The sequence below is a fragment of the Acidimicrobiia bacterium genome, assembly GCA_041394025.1.
GTDB lineage: Bacteria > Actinomycetota > Acidimicrobiia > IMCC26256 > JAOSJL01 > JAOSJL01.
In genome coordinates this window covers 470,661-491,195 of record JAWKJA010000004.1, presented here as the reverse complement: position 1 = coordinate 491,195, position 20,535 = coordinate 470,661, and the positions used below count along the sequence as shown (strand labels likewise).

General features: G+C 66.3%; 15 protein-coding genes and 1 tRNA gene. 2 read left to right on the top strand and 14 right to left on the bottom strand.

The features are described 5' to 3' along the window. Position 1: 1 nt before the first annotated feature. The 3 genes from R3A49_13960 to R3A49_13950 all read right to left on the bottom strand — a co-directional run bounded on the left by R3A49_13960 (position 2) and on the right by R3A49_13950 (position 3,561). Positions 2–688, bottom strand: coding sequence for a 50S ribosomal protein L25 (locus R3A49_13960; GenBank protein ID MEZ5171828.1), 687 nt, complete (start codon positions 686–688; stop codon positions 2–4). A 626-nt stretch (positions 689–1,314) separates the two neighbouring features. Beyond that, positions 1,315–2,277, bottom strand: a complete 963-nt coding sequence (locus R3A49_13955) for an RHS repeat-associated core domain-containing protein (protein ID MEZ5171827.1) — start codon at positions 2,275–2,277, stop codon at positions 1,315–1,317. A 27-nt stretch (positions 2,278–2,304) separates the two neighbouring features. Then, positions 2,305–3,561 carry an IS256 family transposase gene (locus tag R3A49_13950; GenBank protein MEZ5171826.1) on the bottom strand — a complete coding sequence of 419 codons (1,257 nt, stop codon included), beginning with the start codon at positions 3,559–3,561 and terminating at the stop codon, positions 2,305–2,307. A gap of 236 nt (positions 3,562–3,797) precedes the next feature. Between R3A49_13950 and R3A49_13945 the strand changes: the two genes are divergently transcribed. Next, positions 3,798–3,998 carry a hypothetical protein gene (locus R3A49_13945; protein ID MEZ5171825.1) on the top strand — a complete coding sequence of 67 codons (201 nt, stop codon included), beginning with the start codon at positions 3,798–3,800 and terminating at the stop codon, positions 3,996–3,998. Positions 3,999–4,484: 486 nt separating this feature from the next. On the opposite strand, the gene R3A49_13940 is transcribed toward R3A49_13945, so the two are convergent. The 9 genes from R3A49_13940 to metG form a co-directional block, all read right to left on the bottom strand. Beyond that, positions 4,485–10,568, bottom strand: a complete 6,084-nt coding sequence (locus R3A49_13940) for a DNRLRE domain-containing protein (GenBank protein ID MEZ5171824.1) — start codon at positions 10,566–10,568, stop codon at positions 4,485–4,487. Positions 10,569–10,717: 149 nt separating this feature from the next. After that, complete coding sequence (locus R3A49_13935; GenBank protein MEZ5171823.1) at positions 10,718–11,863, bottom strand: Fic family protein; 1,146 nt, start codon at positions 11,861–11,863, stop codon at positions 10,718–10,720. 75 nt (positions 11,864–11,938) lie between these two features. Continuing rightward, a complete protein-coding gene (locus R3A49_13930; GenBank protein MEZ5171822.1) occupies positions 11,939–12,922 on the bottom strand; it encodes a ribose-phosphate diphosphokinase in 984 nt (327 codons plus the stop codon). 76 nt (positions 12,923–12,998) lie between these two features. Further along, positions 12,999–14,411, bottom strand: coding sequence for a bifunctional UDP-N-acetylglucosamine diphosphorylase/glucosamine-1-phosphate N-acetyltransferase GlmU (gene glmU / locus R3A49_13925; GenBank protein MEZ5171821.1), 1,413 nt, complete (start codon positions 14,409–14,411; stop codon positions 12,999–13,001). Between the two features lie 16 nt (positions 14,412–14,427). After that, a tRNA-Gln gene (locus R3A49_13920) sits at positions 14,428–14,498 on the bottom strand. Positions 14,499–14,542: 44 nt separating this feature from the next. After that, positions 14,543–15,463 carry a 4-(cytidine 5'-diphospho)-2-C-methyl-D-erythritol kinase gene (gene ispE / locus R3A49_13915; protein ID MEZ5171820.1) on the bottom strand — a complete coding sequence of 307 codons (921 nt, stop codon included), beginning with the start codon at positions 15,461–15,463 and terminating at the stop codon, positions 14,543–14,545. Next, complete coding sequence (gene rsmA, locus R3A49_13910; GenBank protein ID MEZ5171819.1) at positions 15,460–16,326, bottom strand: 16S rRNA (adenine(1518)-N(6)/adenine(1519)-N(6))-dimethyltransferase RsmA; 867 nt, start codon at positions 16,324–16,326, stop codon at positions 15,460–15,462. The genes ispE and rsmA overlap by 4 nt, the downstream gene beginning before the upstream one ends. Further along, positions 16,323–17,123, bottom strand: coding sequence for a TatD family hydrolase (locus R3A49_13905; GenBank protein ID MEZ5171818.1), 801 nt, complete (start codon positions 17,121–17,123; stop codon positions 16,323–16,325). Before R3A49_13905 ends, rsmA begins: the two co-directional genes overlap by 4 nt. Positions 17,124–17,133: 10 nt before the next feature. Beyond that, positions 17,134–18,654: a methionine--tRNA ligase gene (gene metG / locus R3A49_13900; protein ID MEZ5171817.1), complete on the bottom strand. Its 1,521-nt coding sequence runs from the start codon at positions 18,652–18,654 to the stop codon at positions 17,134–17,136. A 184-nt stretch (positions 18,655–18,838) separates the two neighbouring features. Between metG and R3A49_13895 the strand changes: the two genes are divergently transcribed. Continuing rightward, a complete protein-coding gene (locus tag R3A49_13895) occupies positions 18,839–19,081 on the top strand; it encodes an AbrB/MazE/SpoVT family DNA-binding domain-containing protein (protein MEZ5171816.1) in 243 nt (80 codons plus the stop codon). 75 nt (positions 19,082–19,156) lie between these two features. Here the strand turns inward: R3A49_13895 and R3A49_13890 are convergent, their stop codons facing one another. Both R3A49_13890 and rsmI read right to left on the bottom strand, forming a co-directional pair. After that, complete coding sequence (locus R3A49_13890; protein MEZ5171815.1) at positions 19,157–19,690, bottom strand: pyridoxamine 5'-phosphate oxidase family protein; 534 nt, start codon at positions 19,688–19,690, stop codon at positions 19,157–19,159. A gap of 23 nt (positions 19,691–19,713) precedes the next feature. Then, positions 19,714–20,526 (bottom strand): 16S rRNA (cytidine(1402)-2'-O)-methyltransferase, encoded by an 813-nt coding sequence (rsmI, locus tag R3A49_13885; GenBank protein MEZ5171814.1) that lies wholly within the window; start codon positions 20,524–20,526, stop codon positions 19,714–19,716. Between the last annotated feature and the right edge of the window lie 9 nt (positions 20,527–20,535).

Sequence of the window (20,535 nt, the reverse complement as noted above, 5' to 3'; positions counted from 1 at the left end):
TCTAGTCTCCGTCGTCGTCGGACGAGTCGTCGGCGGACGCCTCGGCGCCCTCGGCCTCTTCGCCTTCGACGTCTTCGCCCTCTTCGCCTTCGAGCTCCTCGCCCTCCTCGGGCTCGGGCTCCTCCTCCTCGACGACGCGGGGAACGATGACCTGCACGATGAGCTCGTCGTCCTCGTACTCGGCGGTGACGCCGGACGGAAGGGTGATGTCGGCGAAGCGGAGCTGGTCGTTGAGCTCGAGGGCCGACACGTCGATCTCGATCTCGTTGGGGATGTCGGCCGGCTTGGCCGAGATGGTGAGGTTGAAGAGCAGCTGCTCGACGATGCCACCCTCCTTGGTGCCGGGGGCCTCCCCGACGACGTGGAGGGGGATTTCGGCCTCGACGGCGACGTCGCGGCGGATGCGCACGAAGTCGACGTGCACGAGGTCGCCGCGGACCGGGTCGCGCTGGATCTGGCGCGCGAGGGTCAGCTGGTCGTCGCCGTCGACCTGGAGCGTGATCAGCGTGTTGGCGCCGCTCTCCCCCGAGAGGATCAGGTGGAGCTCGTGAGCCGGGACAGACACGGAAACGGTGTCGTCCTCCAGGCCGTAGACGACGGCGGGGAGCTTGCCCTCGCGGCGGAGCCGGCCCGCGGGACGGCTGCCGCGCTGGGGGCGGTTCTCGGCGGGGAGTACGACATCAGGCATGGCGGAAAGGTCCTACACGAGCGGAAGCTGCGCCCAGGAGGGGCGAAGCGGGATCCTCCATTGTGGCCCAGCCCCGGCATCGCCACCAAGCTGGGCGGTCGTGGTGATTCGACCTCGCGCGCTACGTCGGCGTCCACTTGGGTTGCGCTTCCACGGCAAGTGCCGTCTCTGGATCTCGACGCGTCGCGGACCTGACGCAAGTAAGCTGCGAGAAGTGGCTGAAAACGAGCGCCGAACCCGCGTCCGGCTTAGCGCGGACTACTACGCCTCGCCGCTCTGGGTGTTCGACGAGTACTTGGCAGACTATGTCAACACTCCGTTGGATACGTTTCCGATCTCTGCCGAGCTGAGGAGTCGGCTCGCCGACTGGGCGGCTGTTTTCGATCGACTCGCTGCTACGGGGTATAGCTTCCCAACAGAGTCAGCGGAGAACGACTTCGAACGGGAAGGCCGCGTACTATTGGAAGCGCTCCGATCAGAACTCGGCCCAAGATACTTGGTTGACCGTGCATAGAAGTCCCGAAGCCATTTTCACTTCATGTCGCGCCACACCGTCATGGCTGCCCGCCATACATGTTTTCGGATGATACAGAGGAAATCGGTTCTCGATAGAGGCGAAAATCTTCCTAGAGCCAGCTCGGAAGCCGTCGGTAGTACGCCGTTATTATGCCCTTCATTCCTACAGCTGTTTCTACTACAACAGTGAAATAGACCCCTGACAGAATGGCGCGGGCCGTCTTGCTGTAGTGGCATCCACAGACCTCTACCGCAGGCGTGTAGTAGACGTACGAGCCGCCATCCGGCCCGATTCGCTTTCCTGTCGAGAGCGTCGTGCGTATCGCGATGTCGTAGCTCATCGTCCAACGACCGCGATGTCTGAGGTGATTGTAACCCCACAGCTTCGTTCCTCGACGTAGCGGAACTGTTCCGAGCCCCCAAGCCCAGTAGTTCATCACCACCTGGCGCTCAATCGCGGCGGCCCAGAATCGCTTGACAATGACAGCACGCCAGAAGGCGCGCTTCTGTGCTCGCGTCGCTGCCAATCCAGACGGATCTTCTTGGTTGATCGGATCGGCGTTGGCGTAGTCGTAGGCGTTGGCTGATCCGCCTCGGATGGGGTCTGTTTGGAGGAAGCGGCCGGTGTTGGGGTTGTAGAGGCGGGCGCCCATGAGGGTCATCCCGCTGTGGTCATCGACGGCTCGTTGGTTGGCTCCGTGCCATCCGTAGCGGGGTGAGGGTTCGGGGCGGGGTTGGCCGAATTCAGTAGCGTCGAAGGTGGCTGTGGGGACGGTCGCTTGGGAGTCGGTGCTGGCGGTGGCGATGATGTCGCCGTGGAGGTTGGCGAGTTGGAGTTCGGTCTCGTCGGTTTCGTCGGCGATGGCGCCGAGCATTCCGGAGAGGCCGCTGATGTTGCGGGTCCATTCGTTCCCGCTTGTCGTGTCCTCGGTCCAGGTGGGTGAGTCGCTGTCGTCGCTGTAGTGATTGGTACTGGTCTCGCTACCTGGGCTGCTGTCGGTCCAGGCGCGGTAGCGGCGGGCAGGGTCGAGGTCGAACGTCCGAGTGGTGCCGTTGCGGAGAGGAATAGTCAAGACCTGTGGATCGGCACGCGTTGTTGATCACGCGGCGGCTTCCTTGGGGTTCTCGATGAGCACTCCTTTCTCGAAGGTCGCGCCGGCTCGGACGAGCGCGACGAGGTGCGGTCCGTTGACGGCGCGCCATCGGTCTTGAGCGGCTTCGACGAGTTTGAAGGCCATCGCGAGTCCCGCTGCTCGTGAGCCTGGGCCCTTGGTGACCTTGGTGCGTAGCCGCACTGTCGAGAACGTCGACTCGATCGGATTCGACGTCTTGAGATGGATCCAGTGCTCGGCGGGGAAGTCGTAGAACGTCAACAACACGTCGAGGTCGTCGGTGATCTTGGCGACGGCCTTGGGCCACTTGGCGCCAAACTCGTCGGCAAACGTCTCGGCGGCGACGACGGCGTGGTCGCGGTCTTGGGCGTCGCGGATCTCGGCGAGCATCTTCTTGGCCGTCGGGTGCGCCGACTTCGGCAGCGCGTCGAGGACGTTGGCGACCTTGTGCACCCAGTCGCGTTGGATGCGGGTCTCGGGCCAGACGTCGCGCAGCGCCGCCCAGAACCCCAACGCGCCGTCCCCGACGGCCACGACCGGGGCGGGCAGGCCCCGCCGCTTGAGATCCCGCAACAGATCAGCCCAGGACTCGGTCGACTCGCGGTAGCCATCGCGGATGGCGACAAGCTCCTTGGTGCCATCGGGGCGCACCCCGATCATGACCAGGCAACACAGCCGGTCCTCTTCGAGGCGCACGTTGAAGTGCACGCCGTCGACCCACACATAGACGTAATCCCGATCCGAGAGATCTCGGTCCTCGAACGCACGGTGCTCGTCGGCCCAGGTCCTGGTGAGCCGCGTGATCACCGACGGCGACAGACCCGCCTGTGAGCCGACGAACTCACCCAGCGCGGCGGTGAAGTCTCCGCTCGAGAGGCCATGGAGATACAAAAGCGGCAGCACCTCGATGACCTTGGGGGACTTACGACACCACGGCGGCAGGATCGAGGACCCGAACCGGCACCGCTCACCCGTCTCCGGATCGATGCGCTTGTCATTGACCCGCGGCGCCTCGACATCGATCGCGCCCGCCGCTGTCGTGATCGTGCGCGCCTCGTGGTGCCCATTGCGAACCACCCGCCGGTGACCCTCGTCGTCGACGTCGTCGACAAACGCCGCGACGTAATCACCAACCTCGGCTTCCAACGCCGCCGCCAACATCCGACGGGCACCCTCTCGGCAGATCTCATCCAGATCCGCCCTCAGATCCGTGCCAACGCCCTCGCCACCTACTACCTTCAACATCGGCGTGTCCTTCCTCGCCGGCGCGTCAACGCCGGCGTCCTCTTGATGGGTCAAAAAGGAAGGTACGCCGCGCCCTCCAACGAGCGGTCGATCCACAGGTTCAGGTCATACCTCCGACTGCCGAGGAACCCACTGGTGACACCCCTCGCCTCACGGCAGAGGACCTAACCCACGAGGACGAGCTCATCTCCCGCATCTGGCAACACGTCTACGGCTGGCGAGCCGAACTCATTGCCATGGCCAGGTTGGAGGATCAGCCGGGCTACGAGAGCCAAGCCGAAGACCATTGCCAGGCAGCGAACCGTGAAGAGAAAGCTCTACGAGACCTGATCACCGAGTACACAGTGACCTACGGCGAACCGCTCATTCGGCACGGCGAGGCAGAGTACGCGGCGGACGCGTTGATCCGGCTTTCAAATCGTCAGCTGACGAAGTAGGTCACGGTTGAATAACCACGAAACGAGCGAGTTGGACTTCAAACCTGCACGCCATGCTACCCAAACGATTCCGAAAGAGCACAGCAAGTAGCAAGTGCAGCAATATCGCATCGAACTGCGCAGCCCCCGTTACAAGAGAGAGATCGGAGTCTGCTATCCGTCCGAGTTCTCTCTGAGCCAGTGCCGCCACGAGCGAAGAGCGGGAATACCTAGGAAGAGTCCACCGACAATAAATCCGGCGACGCCGCCGAGAATCTTGCCTGCGAGATACGACGGACCAGAAGCGAAAATAGCGACGGCCGCTATCCATAGAACGACACAACACGATAGAAACAGCACTATCCCGGGTCGGGTCCATTTCCAAGGACTAGCGATATACTCCAAGCGATTGGGCCAACTGCGCGGCACCATCTCGTTACCTCCGTACAACCTGCGGTATCCTATGCTGTCCAGAAATCACTACCTACGGCTATCAAGTGGGCACAACTAAAAGTTGAAGAGGAGGAAGAAGAAGAAGTTTGTAGGTATCCTTCTTAGGAAGCCAGGACCACCCACTCGAAACGCCCAGACCTTATTGATTCCCTGATTTGCTATCTTGTTCTTGCAATTAGTGCGCTTCCCGAAGGGCCCTAAGCCCCAGTAGGCGCACTGCTTGTACGCAGACCCCTTTTCCTCGATTTTGAACCCATAGATGCGACTATTAGAGAACTTGAGAACGAGATATGAGGTTCGAAAGACCGTTCCTCTATGTTCGCCGCAAATCCCATACACGATGGCGCCACAGGCCGACCAACCTGACAACCAGTCACGTTGAACTGCCCCCCATTCGCCCCCTCGTCCCCCCAGCACCACGAAGGAACCGGTCAGATCTCGATTGACTATGGGATCACCGCGGCCGTATTCATACGCGTTAGCGGAGCCGCGGCGTATTGGGTCGGTTTGGAGGAATCGGCTGGTTGTGGGGTTGTAGAGGCGGGCTCCCATGAGGGTCATGCCGCTCTGGTCGTCAACGGCGCGTTGGTTGGCGCCGTGCCAGCCGTAGCGGGGTGAGGGCTGGCTGCGGGGTTGGCCAAACTCGTTCGCGTCGAAGGTGGCGGTGGGTCCTGTGGCTTGCGAGTCGGTGCTCGCGGTGGCGACGATGTCGCCGTGGAGGTTGGCGAGTTGGAGTTCAGCGGTGTCGGTTTCGTCGGCTGTGGCGCTGAGCGTGCCGGAGAGGCCGGTGATGTTGCGCGTCCACTCACTCCCGTTGGTCGTGTTCTCAGTCCAGGTGGGTGAGTCGGTGTCGTTGCTGTAGTGGTTGGTGCTCGTTTCGCCTCCACCACTGTCAGTCCAAGTGTGGTAGCGGCGGGCGGGGTCGAGGTCGACGGTGCGCGTGGTGCTGTTGCGGGTGATGGTGTGGGGTAGGTCGTTGACGTAGTAGTCGGCAGACATCGCCGTGCCATTTGGGTCATTCGTGTCAAAGGCTGGTAGGGCGGTGGTGCGGCCGAGGGCGTCGTAGGTGTAGCCGCTGGTCGTGAGTCGGTCTGCGCTGTCGACGGTGTAGGTGGTTGTGGAGCCTGTGGCTTGGGGGTCGCAGTCACCGTAGCTGTCGGGATCGCGTTGGGTGAGGGCGGTGCGGTTGCTGTTGGCGTCGTAGATGTAGTCGCGCAGTGTGCAGCCGAGGGGTGTGGCGTGGTCTTCGACGTCGGTGAGTCGTCCGGCGCCGTCGTAGTCGTAGGTCTGGCTGGAGAGGCTGCCGGCGTGGGTGGCCCATTGCCCGTGGATGGTGGGCTCGATGTGGAAGTCGAGCCAAGTGCAGTCGTTGCTGCAGTTGGTGGTCTTGACGTATTCGAGGTCTGTGGCTTGTCCATCGGGGTTGAAGGTTGTGGTGGCTTCGAGCCCGTTGGGGAGTGTTTCGGCCGCGAGGCGTCCGTCAGCGTCGTAGGTGGCGGTGAAGGTACCTGCTTGGCTGTCGACGAGTTTGCCCGGCAGTCCGCGCCGTTCGGTACCTTCGTCGTAGCTGATGGTTCTTGTGCCTTTCCCGTCGTCGATGCTGGTCGGCCGGTCGAGGGTGTCGTAAACCGCTTCGCTTTCGTTGCCGTCCGCGTCGGTATATGAGGTCATTCGCCCGAGGCTGTCGTAGCCGCGGGTGATCGTGACCGCACTCCCCCCGGTTCCGGTCTGAGTGGTGGTCATCCTCCCGGTGTCGGCGTCATAGCTGGTGGTCACATCCGGCAATGACTGCCCGATGGTGGCGGTGATCGACTCGATGGTGGGTCGTCCCGCCGCGTCGTAGGTGAGAGTGGTCGTGCGGTCGTCGGAGCCGACGGTCTCGGTGGTGGTGGCGGGTTGGTTCAGCCGGTTGTAGGTGTGGGTGGTGGTCGGCAGGTCCGGCAGACCTGAGGTGCCGGGCTGTGCGGCGGGCTTGACCGCACAGAGGAGGTTCGCCCAGTGCGCTTCGTTTCCGCATTGAGAGTCGGTGGGGTGTGTGCCAGACGTGTAGTAGACGAACTTGGTGGAGCCCGCTCCTCCGCCGGAAGGTTCCGACGGTTGGCGCGTCTCGGTGACCTGTCCTGTATCAGGGTCGAACAGTGTTGTGGAGACGAGTTGGAGGCCTCCTGCGGCGGCGTCGGTCGTTGTAGTGGTGGGTTGGCGGAGGTCCCAACCGTGGTTGTCATATCCGTACGCGGTCACCCGCGCGTCGAAGGCGGCGCTGCCATCAGCAGGTGCGGCAGAGACGGTGACGGTTGTGGGGAGATGGTAGGGCCAACCTCCGGGCGATCCTTCGTCGTAGACCGTTTCGGTGTGACGGCGCGCCGCTACGACGGTTCCGTCGGGCTTGGTGACGTCGTGTCGGGGTCCCCACTGGTCAGTTGCTTCGATGCCATTGGCGGCGTATTCGACCTGCGTATCAACGCTGACCGCATGTACGGCGTGTTCGGCGGTCGTGTTCCCGGTGGCGAGTGCGTCAGCCCGGTTGGACGGCGACAGCGAACGGATCATGTTGCCGTCGGTGTTGTACTCGGTCGTGGAGATGTGGCCTCCCGGCGCGGCAGTGTTGACGAGCCGCCCGTCGCTGTTGGTGTAGAAGACCGTGGCGCGCTCAAAGCTCGTCGGCGGGTCGGCGGGGACCTGGTTGGGTGGGAAGATCGCGGTGGCGTCGGTGGGGAGGTCTGTCTGACCCCATTCGGCGACGTCGCCGGGTTCCATGTCGTAGGGATCATCGAGATCAACGCCATAGACCACCGTCGTGGTCGCGGTTCCGGACGGCAACGTCGGTCGACTGACCGTCGCCAGGCGCCCGGTGTTCGGGTCGCTTCCGTAGGTGTCGTATCCGAACGTCCAGGGTTCTTCACCCGGAGGGGTGATGGTGGCGAGATGGCCGTCGTTGTCGTAGGAGTATCTCACTTTCAAGGCCGGGGAGATCCTCGGATCCCACGCCGCGCGCAGGCGTCCGTCGTCGTCGTAGAGATACGACGCCACAACATCGGTCACCATCTGGCTGGTCGACGGGTCGTAGGCCGTCAACTCGACCTTCTCGAGACGTTCGTCGTAGTTACCCCAGTCGCCTTCGTCACCACCGGTTGCCGTGGTGGAGGTCGCATACGTGAACTTCAACGCCCGGCAACCCGCCGCCAAGGTCGGGCTGCACGACACACCTGACGGAGTAGGCGCCAACATGCGCGTCACCCGTGTGACCCCGCCGGATACCTCGTAGGAATACGTCGTGGCTGTTTCGTCGCCGGCCTGGGTCACCTCGACCGGCCGCCACTCCGAGGATCCTGTCGGCTTCTCGAAGGCTGTCATGTTCCCCGCCAGATCGCTGAGCTCATAGCGCGTGGCGCTGTCCTTGACGAGGATCAGGAACTGGCCGCCGGCCTGCGGAATGTAGATACCTCCGAAGAGCTCCTCGAACGAGATCACGCTGTCGTCGGCACCGACGACCCGAGCCACGTTCCCGTCGATCTCGAGACGCTCATAGATCGCATTCGCTGCCAACACGGGCGTGGCGGCCTGCCAGCCCGGCCCGAACGGCCCATCAGCCGAGGCGTCGGGGTCACGGGAGTTGAATGTCCGTGCGACACTCAGGTCGGAACCGAAGCTCGCCACTGACACGTCGCCGGCCACGACAGCCAGGTTGCCGGTGACGACGTTCACACTCCCCGGGCCGACATCAGCGGTGGCGTAGAAGCCACCGAAGGCGTTCTGATCCAACGTCGTCGCGACCGCCGGTGTGTTCCCGCTCGGTGTGCCCGACAGGACGGCTCGGACCTGGATCGGGCCGTCTTCGTTGTCGATGCCCGTCGTCGTGGCGGCTTCCCACGACAACCTGCCCGTCACGCCTGAGGTGACGCTCACCGGCCAGGATCCGATCGGCTGGCCGCCAGAATCTTTGACCTTGGCAGCGGGGATGGTCTGCCAACTGTCGGCATCGGTGCGGCGGAACTCGAACGTCGCGCCGGTCACGCCGGGCTTGGCTTCAGCCTCCAGACTCAGATGCTTCTGCGTGAACGACCCGTCCGTCGGCGCTGACACGCCGCCGATGTCGACACCGAAGTCGTACTGCGTGGCCGGTGAGAGGTTCCCGGCATGGTCCACCGACCGCACATACAGCTCCTGGAAACCCGCATCCGGCGCCAGATCCACCGTCGTCGGCGAGCCCGCTTCGACGTGGTTGGTCGGATGATCAGAGTCGAACGACCAGAAATAGCCCGTCACATCCGTACTTGCACCCGGCGTCAACGTAAACGTTCCCGATGTGCCACCGGCTTGTGACCACTGCCCGGATGGGTAGTCCGTCGAGGTGACTCCGGGCGCGACAGGACCATCGGTGTCGATCCAGAAATACGACCAGTCCGACCAGCCCGAAGCGTTGTCGTCATCGTCGATCGCTCGGGCACGCACCTTGTACTTCGCGCCGTTGCTCAACGTCGTCGGGACGGTCCAGCGTGACCGGGCACCCGACGCAACAGCCTTGCCCTGGCCGTTCGACCCGGTGATCAGCGTGCCGGTGGCGTCGTCACGCAGCTCGTACTCGACATGTCCGGCGTCGCCGTCACCATCTGCAAAGTAGGCCGACAGCTCCGGTGTCGAGTCATTGACATAAGACTGGTCCTGAGGCGTGAGGCCCGTCGGATCGTCCGGATAGTTGTCGTAGGTCACATCCAGATGCGGACGCATCGACGTCTGGTTCTCCTCGGACGCGAAGTTCGTCAGCGTGTTGTTGTAGCCACGCATCCGGAACCCGTAGTAGTTCCATGCCCCACTCGCCCAGTTCGTCACCCACGACTTCAAGTCCAGCGTCCTCCAATAGAGACCCTGCGACGCGGAGGAGACGATCTCGTCGGCGCCGGTCACCGGCGGCATGTTGTTCCACGTCACGAACGGCAAGAACCAGCCGGCAGTGATCCGATGCAACTTGAACGACGTCGGATACGACGAACCGTTCAACACCAGAATCTGATAGTCCGCATCCAGAACGTGCTTCCCCATGATCGGAGAGAGGTCGTAGTAGTAGAAGGTCCGCATCTCCCCGAACCCGTAACCCACACGATTCAAGAAGTTCGTGCCGTTCCACTGGTTCGATCCGTTGTAGTTCGTGTTCGGGTCGATCGCCGCAGCAAACGCGTCGTGTCTGCTGTTCGGGCTGTTGGCCCCGATGTAGTAGGTCGGGTCGATCTTGATCGGATACACCCGTGCCGGATCCCGCAACCACTCGTCATCCACCCGCACCTCGAGAACCGTCCCGCCGGGTTCCTCCACCGGCACCACTAACACGTCCGCCATCGCCGGCAGATCCGTCCTCCCCGAATCGTTCGACGAATCCACCGCCACACCCGGCGGCACCGAAAACCGCACCTCGCCGTCAGCATCGACGAACTCGACCGTGCCGTCCTTCGCCAACCGCGACACGAGACCCTTCGCCGACACGGGAAACCGGAACACCGTCGGCTCGCGACCCTGCGGCGGTTCCTTGAGAACCACTACTTCCTTCAGGTGATCCGACCCCACCGTGTATTCGAGATCAACATCAGGTAAGACATCCGAGTACACAGCGGTGTCGTCGGTGACCTCCGCAGTCTTTGCCGTCGCGCCCTCGAGGCCGAACGTCACCTCCACATCACCGTCCACCAACCGAACCAGACCACCGCCAGAAGCCGCATCGGCCAACACGAACCGTGCCGGCCCCGACCTGTTCTCGAACGCGCCCGACTCGTTGCGCTCCAAGCGGGCATCGATCGGAAGCCACTCGCCCGAATCGTCTTGCCAATTCACCGGAGACATGAACAACCGTGTCGTGCGCGTCCCATCAGGATTCGCATACGTCACCGAACGCTCGGCGCGATCCACGAGTACCGAGCGCTCCGCGTCGAAACGCGACGTGCCGTCCTCCAACGCACCCGGAACCGGAAGACGATCCAACGGCGCCAACTCAGCCGCAAACGGATCGGGCTCGTCTACCTCGACGGGGGGGGTGTCACCAACCCCTTGATCGTCGACGCCGGCCCACGACACCTGACCCGACGACACCAGCGCCGTCACCAACACCAAAGCGACAGCAACCCGACCCACACGACTCCGCGACGCCATGTCGAACCCCCATCCGACCGGCAACAACCTCTCCACCAATCACCATCGCGCCGCTGTCAAGCTCCCGACCGAACAGGTCATCCTTCAACGATGTCGTTCGCGGCGCATGAAGCCGAACACACGGCTCCGGCACCCGCGGGTCGGCGCGCTCAGGACGACTGCGCGAACGGGTCCACGTCGTCGCGAGGGTTCCTGGCGTCGATGATCCTCTGACGGACCCCGTAGAGCTCTTCGCTTCTCGTGTAGTAGCGGCCGCGCTTTTCGCCATGGGCCAGGAGCAGGTCGGTGGCGACGAGGGCCCGCAGATCACGGCTGGCCACGCCCTCTGAGATCTCGTCTCGATGAATCGCCCGGTAGGTCGCGTTCCGAACTCGGTAGCCACTCGCGGCGTCGAACAGAACCGGGACCGTGCGCTCCGGCAGGTCGTGCCGTGCAACGAGGTTCTCGAGCTCGTCCCACAGCTGCTCTGATTCCCTGATCCTGCGTAGGTAGGTCTTCACCTGCCTGTAGTGGGCCGTGAGGGTGAACCTCACCCAGGCACGGGCGTCGCGTTCGGGTTGCCAGTAACCCCCACCAACCTCGGCCAGTACGTCGTAGTACGCCTGCGTGTTGTGTCCGAGGTATTCCTCGATGCTGCAGAAGGTCGGTTCGAGGATCTGCTCGCGGGCGAGAACGAGGGTTTGGAGGCAGCGGGCCATTCGCCCGTTGCCGTCGCGAAACGGGTGGATCATGACGAGGTTGAGGTGCGCCATTGCGGCGCGCACCATCACCGGACACTCACCACCGTCCTGCGTGTCCAGTTGCACGACGAGTTCATGCACAAGTGCATCGACATCATCGACATTCGCGCCCTCGTACACGGTCTCTCCCGTGTCGTCGTTGCGCACGTACGCGGCTCCCGCTCGGAACAGGCCAGGGCGGTTCTCCAGGTCGTATCCCGTCATCATGAAATGGAGGCTCTTGAGGAGTTGCTCTCCGTAGTGGAAGCGCGGCTCGTTGGAGAGCTGCAACACGAAGGTCATCGCGTCTCGGTAGCCCTTCAGGGCGAGCTGGGTCTCCTCCGAGGTACTGAGTGTCTCCTCACCCAGCTCCACCGCTGCGGCGTCATCCAACTCCGCGTCGAAACCCTCGATGCTGTTGGAGCCCTGGATGTTGCGCGCCAGCGATGCCCGGCGGAGCGACCCGTACCAGCGGCGCGGCTGATGGAGCCGCAAGCGAAGCTCCTGTTTCAGATCTTGTACCTGCTCGAGCACCCGGTGCTCGGGCTCGCCCAGTTCGGGAGCTGTGAACAACATCGTTGAAACTCCGTTAACAACTGCGTTGATGACAGATATTAACCGTTATGGTGATGGTTCACAACTGCTATCTCCCTATACGTTATCTCCCTTGAAGATCTCGGAGACGGAGGTGTCCTCGAAGACGGCGTCGAGGGCGTCGGCGAGGATGGGGGCGATCGAGAGGATCGTGAGGCCGTCCCAGCGCTTCTCCTCGGGGATGGGAAGCGAGTTGGTGAGGACCACCTCGCGCACCGGCGCCTCGCGGAGGCGCTCGATGGCCGGGCCCGACAGCACGCCGTGGCTGGCGGCCACCCACACCTCCCGGGCTCCCCGGTCGACGAGCAGGCTCGCCGCCGCGGTGATGGTGCCGGCGGTGTCGATCATGTCGTCGACGAGCACACAGCTGCGCCCCTCGACCTCACCGACGACCTCGGTGGCCTCGGCGACGTTGTGGGTGCCCTTCGGGCGACGCTTGTCGATGAACGCCAGCTCGGCGCTGATCTCGAACTCGGCGAGGTTGTTGGCGAAGCGCCGCACCAGCTTGCCGCCACCCGCGTCGGGCGACACGACGGTGACGTCGGCGGCCACCTTCTCCGCCAGGTACTCCGCGATGGTGGGCACGGCCGTGAGGTGGTCGACGGGCATGTCGAAGAAGCCCTGGATCTGGCCGGTGTGGAGGTCGAGCGTCACGACCCGGTCGACACCCGCGGCGGTGAGCAGGTCGGCGAGCAGGCGCGCGGTGATGGGCTCACGGCCTTCGGCCTTGCGGTCCTGGCGGGCGTAGCCGTAGAAGGGGCACACCGCCGTGATGCGCTTCGCCGACGCGCGCTTCGCGGCGTCGACCATGATCAGCTGCTCCATGATCCGGTCGTTGGTCGGCGTGTGGTGGCTCTGGATGATGAAGACGTCGGCGCCGCGGATGCTCTCGCTGTAACGGCAGTAGATCTCGCCGTTGGAGAAGGTCGACAGCACCGCCTCACCGAGTGGGACCTTGAGGTTCTCGGCGATCTCCTCCGACAGCTCACGCGTCCCGCGTCCGCTGAAGAGCATCAGCCGCTTCTTGGTGACCAACTCCATGCCCGTACGTCCCCGCGCTCGCCGCCGCCCGTCGCTCCCTACCCGCCCATCCTCGCACAAGGAGGTGCGGGACTCCTCAGTCTTCGCCGTCCCCCGCCGCCTCGTCGTCGCCGCTCATCTCCTCGGAGCGGGCCGGGACACCCTTGGCCAGGTGGCCCGGCGGGACGTCGCGCGTGACGACCGCCCCCGCGCCCGTGCCGGCATCGTCGCCCAGCTCCACGGGCGCCACGAGAACCGTGTTGCTCCCGGTGTGGACCCGCTTGCCGATGCGGGTGCGGTGCTTGGTGTTGCCGTCGTAGTTGGCGGTGATGGTGCCCGCACCGAGGTTGGAGCCCTCCCCCACCTCGGCGTCACCGACGTAGGAGAGGTGCGGGACCTTGGCGCCGTCGCCGATCTCGGCGTTCTTCGTCTCCACGAAGCTGCCGATCTTGGCTCCCACTCCGAGATGGGTGCCCGGGCGGACGTGCGAGTACGGCCCGACCGTGGAGCGGTCGTCGAGCTCGCTCTCCAGCACGGTCGACGACGCCACCGTGACGGCCTCCCCCACGACGGTGTCGACGAGGCGGCTGTGCGGGCCGATCACGGATCCCCGCCCGACGACCGTGTGGCCTTCCAGCGACGTGCCCGGCAGGAGGCGGACGTCGGCGGCCAACTCGACGTCGGTGTCGACGTAGGTGGTGGCGGGGTCGACCATCGTGACGCCGTCGCGCATCCAAGCGCCGTTGATCCGCTCCCGGAGGGCGGCCTCGGCCTCGGCCAGCTGGGCGCGGTCGTTGACGCCCCGGGCCTCTGCGGCGTCGTCCACCTCGACGCCTGCGACGACGTGACCGGCCTCACGCAGGACCGCCAGTGCGTCGGTGAGGTAGTACTCACCCTGGCTGTTCTCGGGGCTCAGACGACGGAGCGCCGGCGCCAGCAGGCCGCGCCGGAAGCAGTAGATGGAGGTGTTGACCTCGTCGATCGCGAGCGTGTCGTCGTCGGCGTCGCGGTGCTCGGTGACGGCGGCAACGTTGCCGTTGTCGTCGCGCACGATCCGGCCGTAGCCCGTCGGGTCGGGGACCCGTGCACTCAGTACGGTTGCCGCGGCGTCGCTCTCGCGGTGGGCCGTGGCGACGGCGGCCAGGGTCTCGGCACGCAGCAGCGGCGTGTCGCCCGGGAGGACCAGGATGTCGTCCTCACCGTCGAGCTCGTCGGGGAAGGCGGTGAGCGCCACACCGGCGGCGTCGCCGGTGCCGCGCTGCACGTGCTGTTCGACGAAGGCGATCGGCACGTCGGTTCCGGCCTGGTCCTGGGTGGTCTTCGTGACCTGCTCGGCGCCGTGGCCGACGACGATGACGATGCGCTCGAGGGGCAGTTGTGCGAGGGCGTCGAGGACGTGGAGGAGCATCGGCCGGCCACACAGCGGATGAAGCACCTTGGGGGTGGCCGAGCGCATGCGCGTGCCCTCGCCGGCGGCCATGACCACGGCGGACAACGGTCGGTACGTCATCTGCGCACACCTCCTGCTCGGGGGCGAGGTTTCGAACCTCGACTTGGGACTCCAAAGGCCCCCGTGCTGCCGTTACACCACCCCCGACGGTGGTTATCGACGTTACTCCCCACGGGTTGACCCGTTGCTCCTCACTCCGGCCCCGCAGGTGCGATCCGTACGCCCGTGCCGGCCGTGGCACCGGCGAACACACGGGCGTCGAGCTCCTGGCGCAGCCGTTCGGCGAGGCGGTCGGCCTCCCGGACGTCGGGAGGGAACACGACGTGGGCCGACCCGCTGCCGGTCATGAGCGCGTGCAGGCCCGACACCTCCTCGAGATGCCGCCGGAAGTCGGCGACCGACGGCTCGACGTGCTCGGCGGCGGGCTCCAGGTCGTTGCGGAGCTGCGACAGGTGCTCCGACACGAACGGTGGCGCCGGCACGACTCGCTCGGAGCGGGGTCCACCGAGGGTGTCCCAGGCGGCAAAGACCTCGGGAGTGGAGAGGCGCATGGTCGGAGCGGCCACAACGACGGGGAGCGGCCGGCTCAGCGCAACCGGATCGAGGCGCTCGCCGATGCCGCGCATCCAGGCGGCACCGCCCCCGAGGCAGAACGGGACGTCGGCACCGAGTTCTCCGCCCATCGCCACGAGATCGGCGTCGGTGGGGATCTCGAGGGCCGACTCCGCGGCCAGCAGCGCCCGGCCCGCGAGGAGCACAGCGGCGGCGTCGGCGGATCCACCACCCAGCCCGGCACCGGAGGGGATCCGCTTGCGCAGCCAGATACGGAAGCCCCCGTCGGCGCCGGTGCGGTCCAGCAGTGCCTGCGCGGCGCGTACGGCGAGGTTGGATCCCTCCTCGGGCACGGGGACGACGTCCGGCTCGTCGGAGAGAGCGAGGCGCACACCCGGCTCGTCGTCGCGTGTGAGCACGAGCGTGTCGTGGGGCTGGCCGACCGAGACGGTCAACGCCTCGAGCAGGTGGTAGCCGTCGTCGCGCACACCCTCGACGTGCAGTGTGAGATTCAGCTTGGCGAACGCCGCGGCGCGCAGGGAGCCCTGGGCGGTGCTCACGGGCCCTCGCCGATCGTCGGGACCACCCGTGCAAGTGCCGCCCACTCCGGGAGCCCCAGCCGTTCCGCCCGGAGCTTCGGGTCGAGACCGGCCGAGCGCACCACGTCGGGTGCGTCCCGCCCCAGCAGTGGTCGCAGCGCCCGACCCAGGGTCTTGCGCCGCTGGGCGAAGCCGGTGCGGACGAGCTCGAACATCCGGTCGGGGTCGGCCACATCGACCGGTGGCGAATCGCGGCGAACCAGCCGCACCAGAGCGGAGTCGACGTTCGGCCGCGGGATGAAAACGGTCGGCGGGACCGACCCGACCCGGTCGCTGTGCGCGTGGTAGTCGACCTTCACGGTCACCGCACCGTAGGCCTTCGTGCCCGGCCGGGCGGTGAGCCGGTCGGCGACCTCGGACTGGACCATCACAAGAAGGGACGTCACCGATGGAGCGGCCTCGAGAACGCGGACGACGATCGGCACCGCGACGTTGTAGGGGAGGTTCGACACCATCGTCCACGGTTCGTCGTCGAGCAGTTGGTCGAGGTCGACGTCGAGGGCGTCGCCCTGCTCGATCCGCACCGTCCCCCCGGGTCCGGGCGCGTCACGGCCGCTGACGACCTCCTCGAGAACGGGGAGGAGATGCCGGTCGAGCTCCAGGGCCAGAACCTGCGCGCCGGCGTCGAGCAACGGGACGGTCAGTGAGCCGACGCCGGGCCCGACCTCGAGCACGCGGTCTCCGCCCGACACGCCGGCCTCGCTCACGATGCGCTGCGCCGTGTTGGGGTCGGCGAGGAAGTTCTGTCCGAGTGCCCGGCTGGGGCTCATGCCGTGCGACTCGAGCAGCGCCCGGATCGTGGAGGGCGTGAGCGAACCCGTCACCAGCTGTCCGTCGACTCGCTCGCCGCGGACAGCCCGAACACGGTCGCGGCCGCCTCCCGGGTGGAGTCGGCGACCTCGTCGATGCTCCGCCCGGCCACCTCCGCCAGTACCGCCCCGACGTGGGGCACGTAGGCGGGCTCGTTCGTGCGCCCGCGCACCGGCACCGGGGCCAGGTAGGGCGCATCGGTCTCCACGAGCATCCGGTCGTGTGGTGTGAGCGCCGCGGCCGCGCGCACGTCGCCGGCGTTCTTGAAGGTGACGACCCCCGAGAACGAGAGGCTCGCTCCCCGGTCGAGTGCCGCACGGGCCTCGGCGGGCCCGCCGGTGAAGCAGTGGAAGACGGTCCGGTCGGGTACTCCTTCGTCGTCGAGGATGCGGAACGTGTCGTCCCACGCCTCACGCGAGTGGATCACCAGAGCCTTGCGGAAGCGCTTCGCCAGGTGGATCTGCCAGCGGAACGCGACCTCCTGCTCGCTTCGCGGCGAGTGCTCGTAGTGGTAGTCGAGGCCCGCCTCCCCCACCGCCACGACCTCGGGCGCATGGAGCAGCGTCTCGAGCATCTCCGCCTCGGCCGAGAGCTTCGACGCCTCGTGGGGGTGCAGCCCGGCCGTGGCCCACACTCCTCGCTTCGGATCGGCCAGGTCGAGCGTCCTGCGGGACGTCTCCAGATCGGTGCCGACCGACACGACGCCGGTCACGCCGGCCTCCCGGGCTCGGGTGAGGACGTCGTCGACGGGATCGTCGAGGCTCTCGAGGTGGCAGTGGCTGTCGAACCACCCGGACGCCGGGACCGACACCGGCGTCGCCCTACTCGGTCTCGCGGCGCGGGAAGAGCGGTGAGCCCTTCTCCAGCGCCACGCCGGCGGGCATCCCACCCCACGCCGCGTCCTCGGGAAGGCGCTGGTCGGACGGCGAGCCGTCGAGCCCGAGCCGGCGCCACAGCTCGTCGCAGGAGTTGGGGATCAGCGGTGACGCCAGCAGCGCCACGACGCGGAGCGCTTCGAGTGCATCGCCCAGGACGGCCGCCGTGCGTTGCGCGTCGCCCTCCTTGTGGAGAGCCCACGGGCGTTCCTCCTCGAGGTAGGCGTTGGTCGCGCGGATGAGGTCCCACACGGCGCCGAAGCCACCCGCATAGTCGAGCGCCGCCATGCCCTCGGCGAGCCCCTTTCGTGCCGTCTCGACCTCCGCCACGAGCACGCCGTTGTCGCGCTCGGCGGGGGCGGTTCCGTCGCAGTAGCCGACCGCCATGTTGAGCACACGGTTGGCGAGGTTGCCGAAGTTGTTGGCGAGGTCCGCGTTGTAGCGCTCGACCATCGCCTCGTAGCTGAAGTCGCCGTCGGGGCCGAACTGCTGGTCGCGCAGGAAGTGGTAGCGCACGCCGTCGACGCCGAAGTCGTCGACGAGGTCGCCCGGTGCGATCTGGTTGAGGCGCGTCTTGCTCATCTTCTCGCCACCCACGAGCAGCCAGCCGTGGGCGAAGACGGTCTTCGGGAGGTCGATGCCGGCCGACATGAGCATCGCCGGCCAGTAGACGGCGTGGAAGCGGAGGATGTCCTTGCCGATCAGGTGGTAGTCGGCGGGCCAGTAGCGCTCGAAGCGCTCCGGGTCGGTGCCGTAGCCGACGGCGGTGCAGTAGTTGAACAGGGCGTCGAACCACACGTAGGCCACGTGGTCGGGGTCCCACGGCAGCGGAACACCCCACGTGAGCGATCGGCGACTCATCGAGAAGTCGCGCAGGCCCCCGCGGATGAAGCCCAGAACCTCGTTGAGCCGGGTCTTCGGCTGCACGGCGTCGGGGTGATTCTCGTAGTGCTCGAGGAGACGGTCCTCGAAGCGGGAGAGCTTGAAGAAGTAGTTCTCCTCGGTGACGTGCTCGACCGGCCGGTCGTGAATCGGGCAGTCGCCGTCGTTCAGCTCGTCCTCGCCGTAGTAGGCCTCGCACGCCACGCAGTAGAGGCCTTCGTAGGTCCCGAGCTCGATGTCACCGGCGTCGTGGACACGCTGGAGGAAGTCGGACACGGCTGCGGCGTGGCGGGGCTCGGTGGTGCGGATGAAGTCGGTGGCGGTGATGTCGAGGTCGTCCCACGCCTCGCGGAAACGGGCGCTCGTGCGGTCGACGAGCTCGAGGGGGGTGACCCCCTCCTGCTCGGCTGTGCGCTGGATCTTGAGGCCATGCTCGTCGGTTCCGGTGACGAAGGCGACGTCGTCGCCACAGAGGCGGCGATAGCGGGCCAGGACGTCGGCCGCGACCGTGGTGTAGGCGTGCCCGATGTGGGGAACGTCGTTGGGGTAGTAGATCGGGGTCGTGACGTAGAAGGGTCGGGCCACGGGATCCTTCTCGGCGCTCGGCGGGCCTCGGCAGGTGCGTGGCTACGATACCGACCGATGCCCCACCAACCCGCGTCACTTACCCGGATGTCCACGTCGTCCCGAGGCCCCGTGGGCCTGTTCGCCTCGCCGAGATGTGCGCGTCCGGACAGGTTGAACAGTGCGAGGCGAACGAGATGAAGCTGTGAAGTCCATCGGGATGGCGCGCAAGGTCGACCGGCTGGGACGGGTGGTGCTGCCCTCGGAGTTGCGGAAGCTCTTCGACATCGAGGAGGGCGACTTCCTCGAGATCGAGGTCGACGAGGGTCGGATCGTCCTCACGAAGGTGGAGGAGCGCTGCGTGTTCTGCGACACCGCCCTCGACCTCGTCGACTACCGCGGCCGCAAGGTCTGCGGTGGCTGCATCGTTCGGCTCGCCGATATCTGAGTGGTCGACCCAGGCCGAACGGTGCGAGCCGAACCAGATGGAATCGTGAGGCTGGCAGACACCTGAGCGGGCTCGTCAGTCGGTCGCGCGCGCCTCTCGGGCGGCCTCGATCTCGGCCATCTCTGCGTCGGTCATGGCGAACGCCGTCATCCAGTGCGGATCGATCCGGAAGGCGGCGATCTCACCCCACTCCTCGTCGGGGTCGACGCCGTAGCATCCGGAGAGGTGCTGGATGAGCGCCTCGGCCTCAGGGCCTTCCAGTAGTACCGCTCGGCCGTGGCAGAACACGCCGTAACCGTCTCTCGGCGTGTACGCCGCGCTGGTCGCCGGGCGGGCGGCGAGGTGCCGGACCTTCGGCGCTTCCGGCGCCGTCGAGAAGTGCCAGCGGCCGTGGAGGAAATGCCCGTCGACGGCCGAGACCCGGGGCTCGCCGCGGGCGGTGACGGTCGCGATGTCGAGCACCGCCGGGCACGGAAGTTCTGCCACGAGGCGCTCTGCCGCGAGCCGCCGCTGGGGCTCCATGATCGAGAGCAGGTGGTCGGACGAACGCGAGAAGCTGCCGTCGAGAAGCTGCTGGAGCGTTGCGAGCTCCTCGGGCGTCTCGTGCACGGGCCCACTCTGGCACGCCGTGCCTAGTTCTTCAGCTCCGTGGCGATGCGGTAGGCGAGGTTACGGGGGACCCCGAGGGACGTGGCCACCTCGTCGGCGGCGTCGCGGCCCGTGGCTCCGCGATCCAGGGCAGCGGCGACGGCGTCCCGCACGTCGCTCTCGGGAACCTCGACGGGCGGTGCGCCCTCCACGACCACGACGTACTCGCCACGTGGCTCACGTCCGGCGAGGTGCTCCACCGCCTCCCCGACTGTCCCCCGCCACACCTCCTCGTGGACCTTGGTGAGCTCACGGACGAGCGTGACGCGTCGGTCGGATCCGAGCTCGGCGGCCAGGTCACCGACGAGAGCGACGACACGGTTCGGGGACTCGTAGAGGATCGAGGTCCGATGCTCGGCGGCGAGGGCGTCGAGGCGCTCCGCCCGTGCGCGCCCCTTGCGGGGCAGGAACCCCTCGAACACGAACCGCTCGGCGGGCAGCCCCGACAGCACGAGTGCTGTGAGTGCGGCGTTGGGCCCGGGTACGACCTCCACGGGCACACCCGCACCGGAGGCGACGCGAACGAGGCGCTCACCGGGATCCGAGATCCCGGGCATGCCCGCATCGGTCACGTAGACCACGCGCGCTCCTCGCTCCGCCTCGTCGACGATCTCGCGGGCCACCGTTTCCTCGTTGTGCGCGTGCATGGAGCGCAAACGCCCGGCGGCGGGGATGTCGAGGTGGCTCAGCAGTGCCCGGGTCCGCCGTGTGTCCTCGGCGGCGATCAGGTCGGCGTCGCGCAACGCTCCAACCATCCGTTCCGAGACGTCGCCGAGGTTTCCGATCGGGGTGGCCACGAGCACCAC

Bases quoted from the DNA above. Each gene is read 5' to 3' on its own strand.
- R3A49_13960 (MEZ5171828.1), bottom strand. From the start codon at position 688: ATGCCTGATGTCGTACTCCCCGCCGAGAACCGCCCCCAGCGCGGCAGC.
- R3A49_13950 (MEZ5171826.1), bottom strand. From the start codon at position 3,561: ATGTTGAAGGTAGTAGGTGGCGAGGGCGTTGGCACGGATCTGAGGGCG.
- R3A49_13945 (MEZ5171825.1), top strand. From the start codon at position 3,798: ATGGCCAGGTTGGAGGATCAGCCGGGCTACGAGAGCCAAGCCGAAGAC.
- R3A49_13940 (MEZ5171824.1), bottom strand. From the start codon at position 10,568: ATGGCGTCGCGGAGTCGTGTGGGTCGGGTTGCTGTCGCTTTGGTGTTG.
- R3A49_13935 (MEZ5171823.1), bottom strand. From the start codon at position 11,863: ATGTTGTTCACAGCTCCCGAACTGGGCGAGCCCGAGCACCGGGTGCTC.
- R3A49_13930 (MEZ5171822.1), bottom strand. From the start codon at position 12,922: ATGGAGTTGGTCACCAAGAAGCGGCTGATGCTCTTCAGCGGACGCGGG.
- glmU (MEZ5171821.1), bottom strand. From the start codon at position 14,411: ATGACGTACCGACCGTTGTCCGCCGTGGTCATGGCCGCCGGCGAGGGC.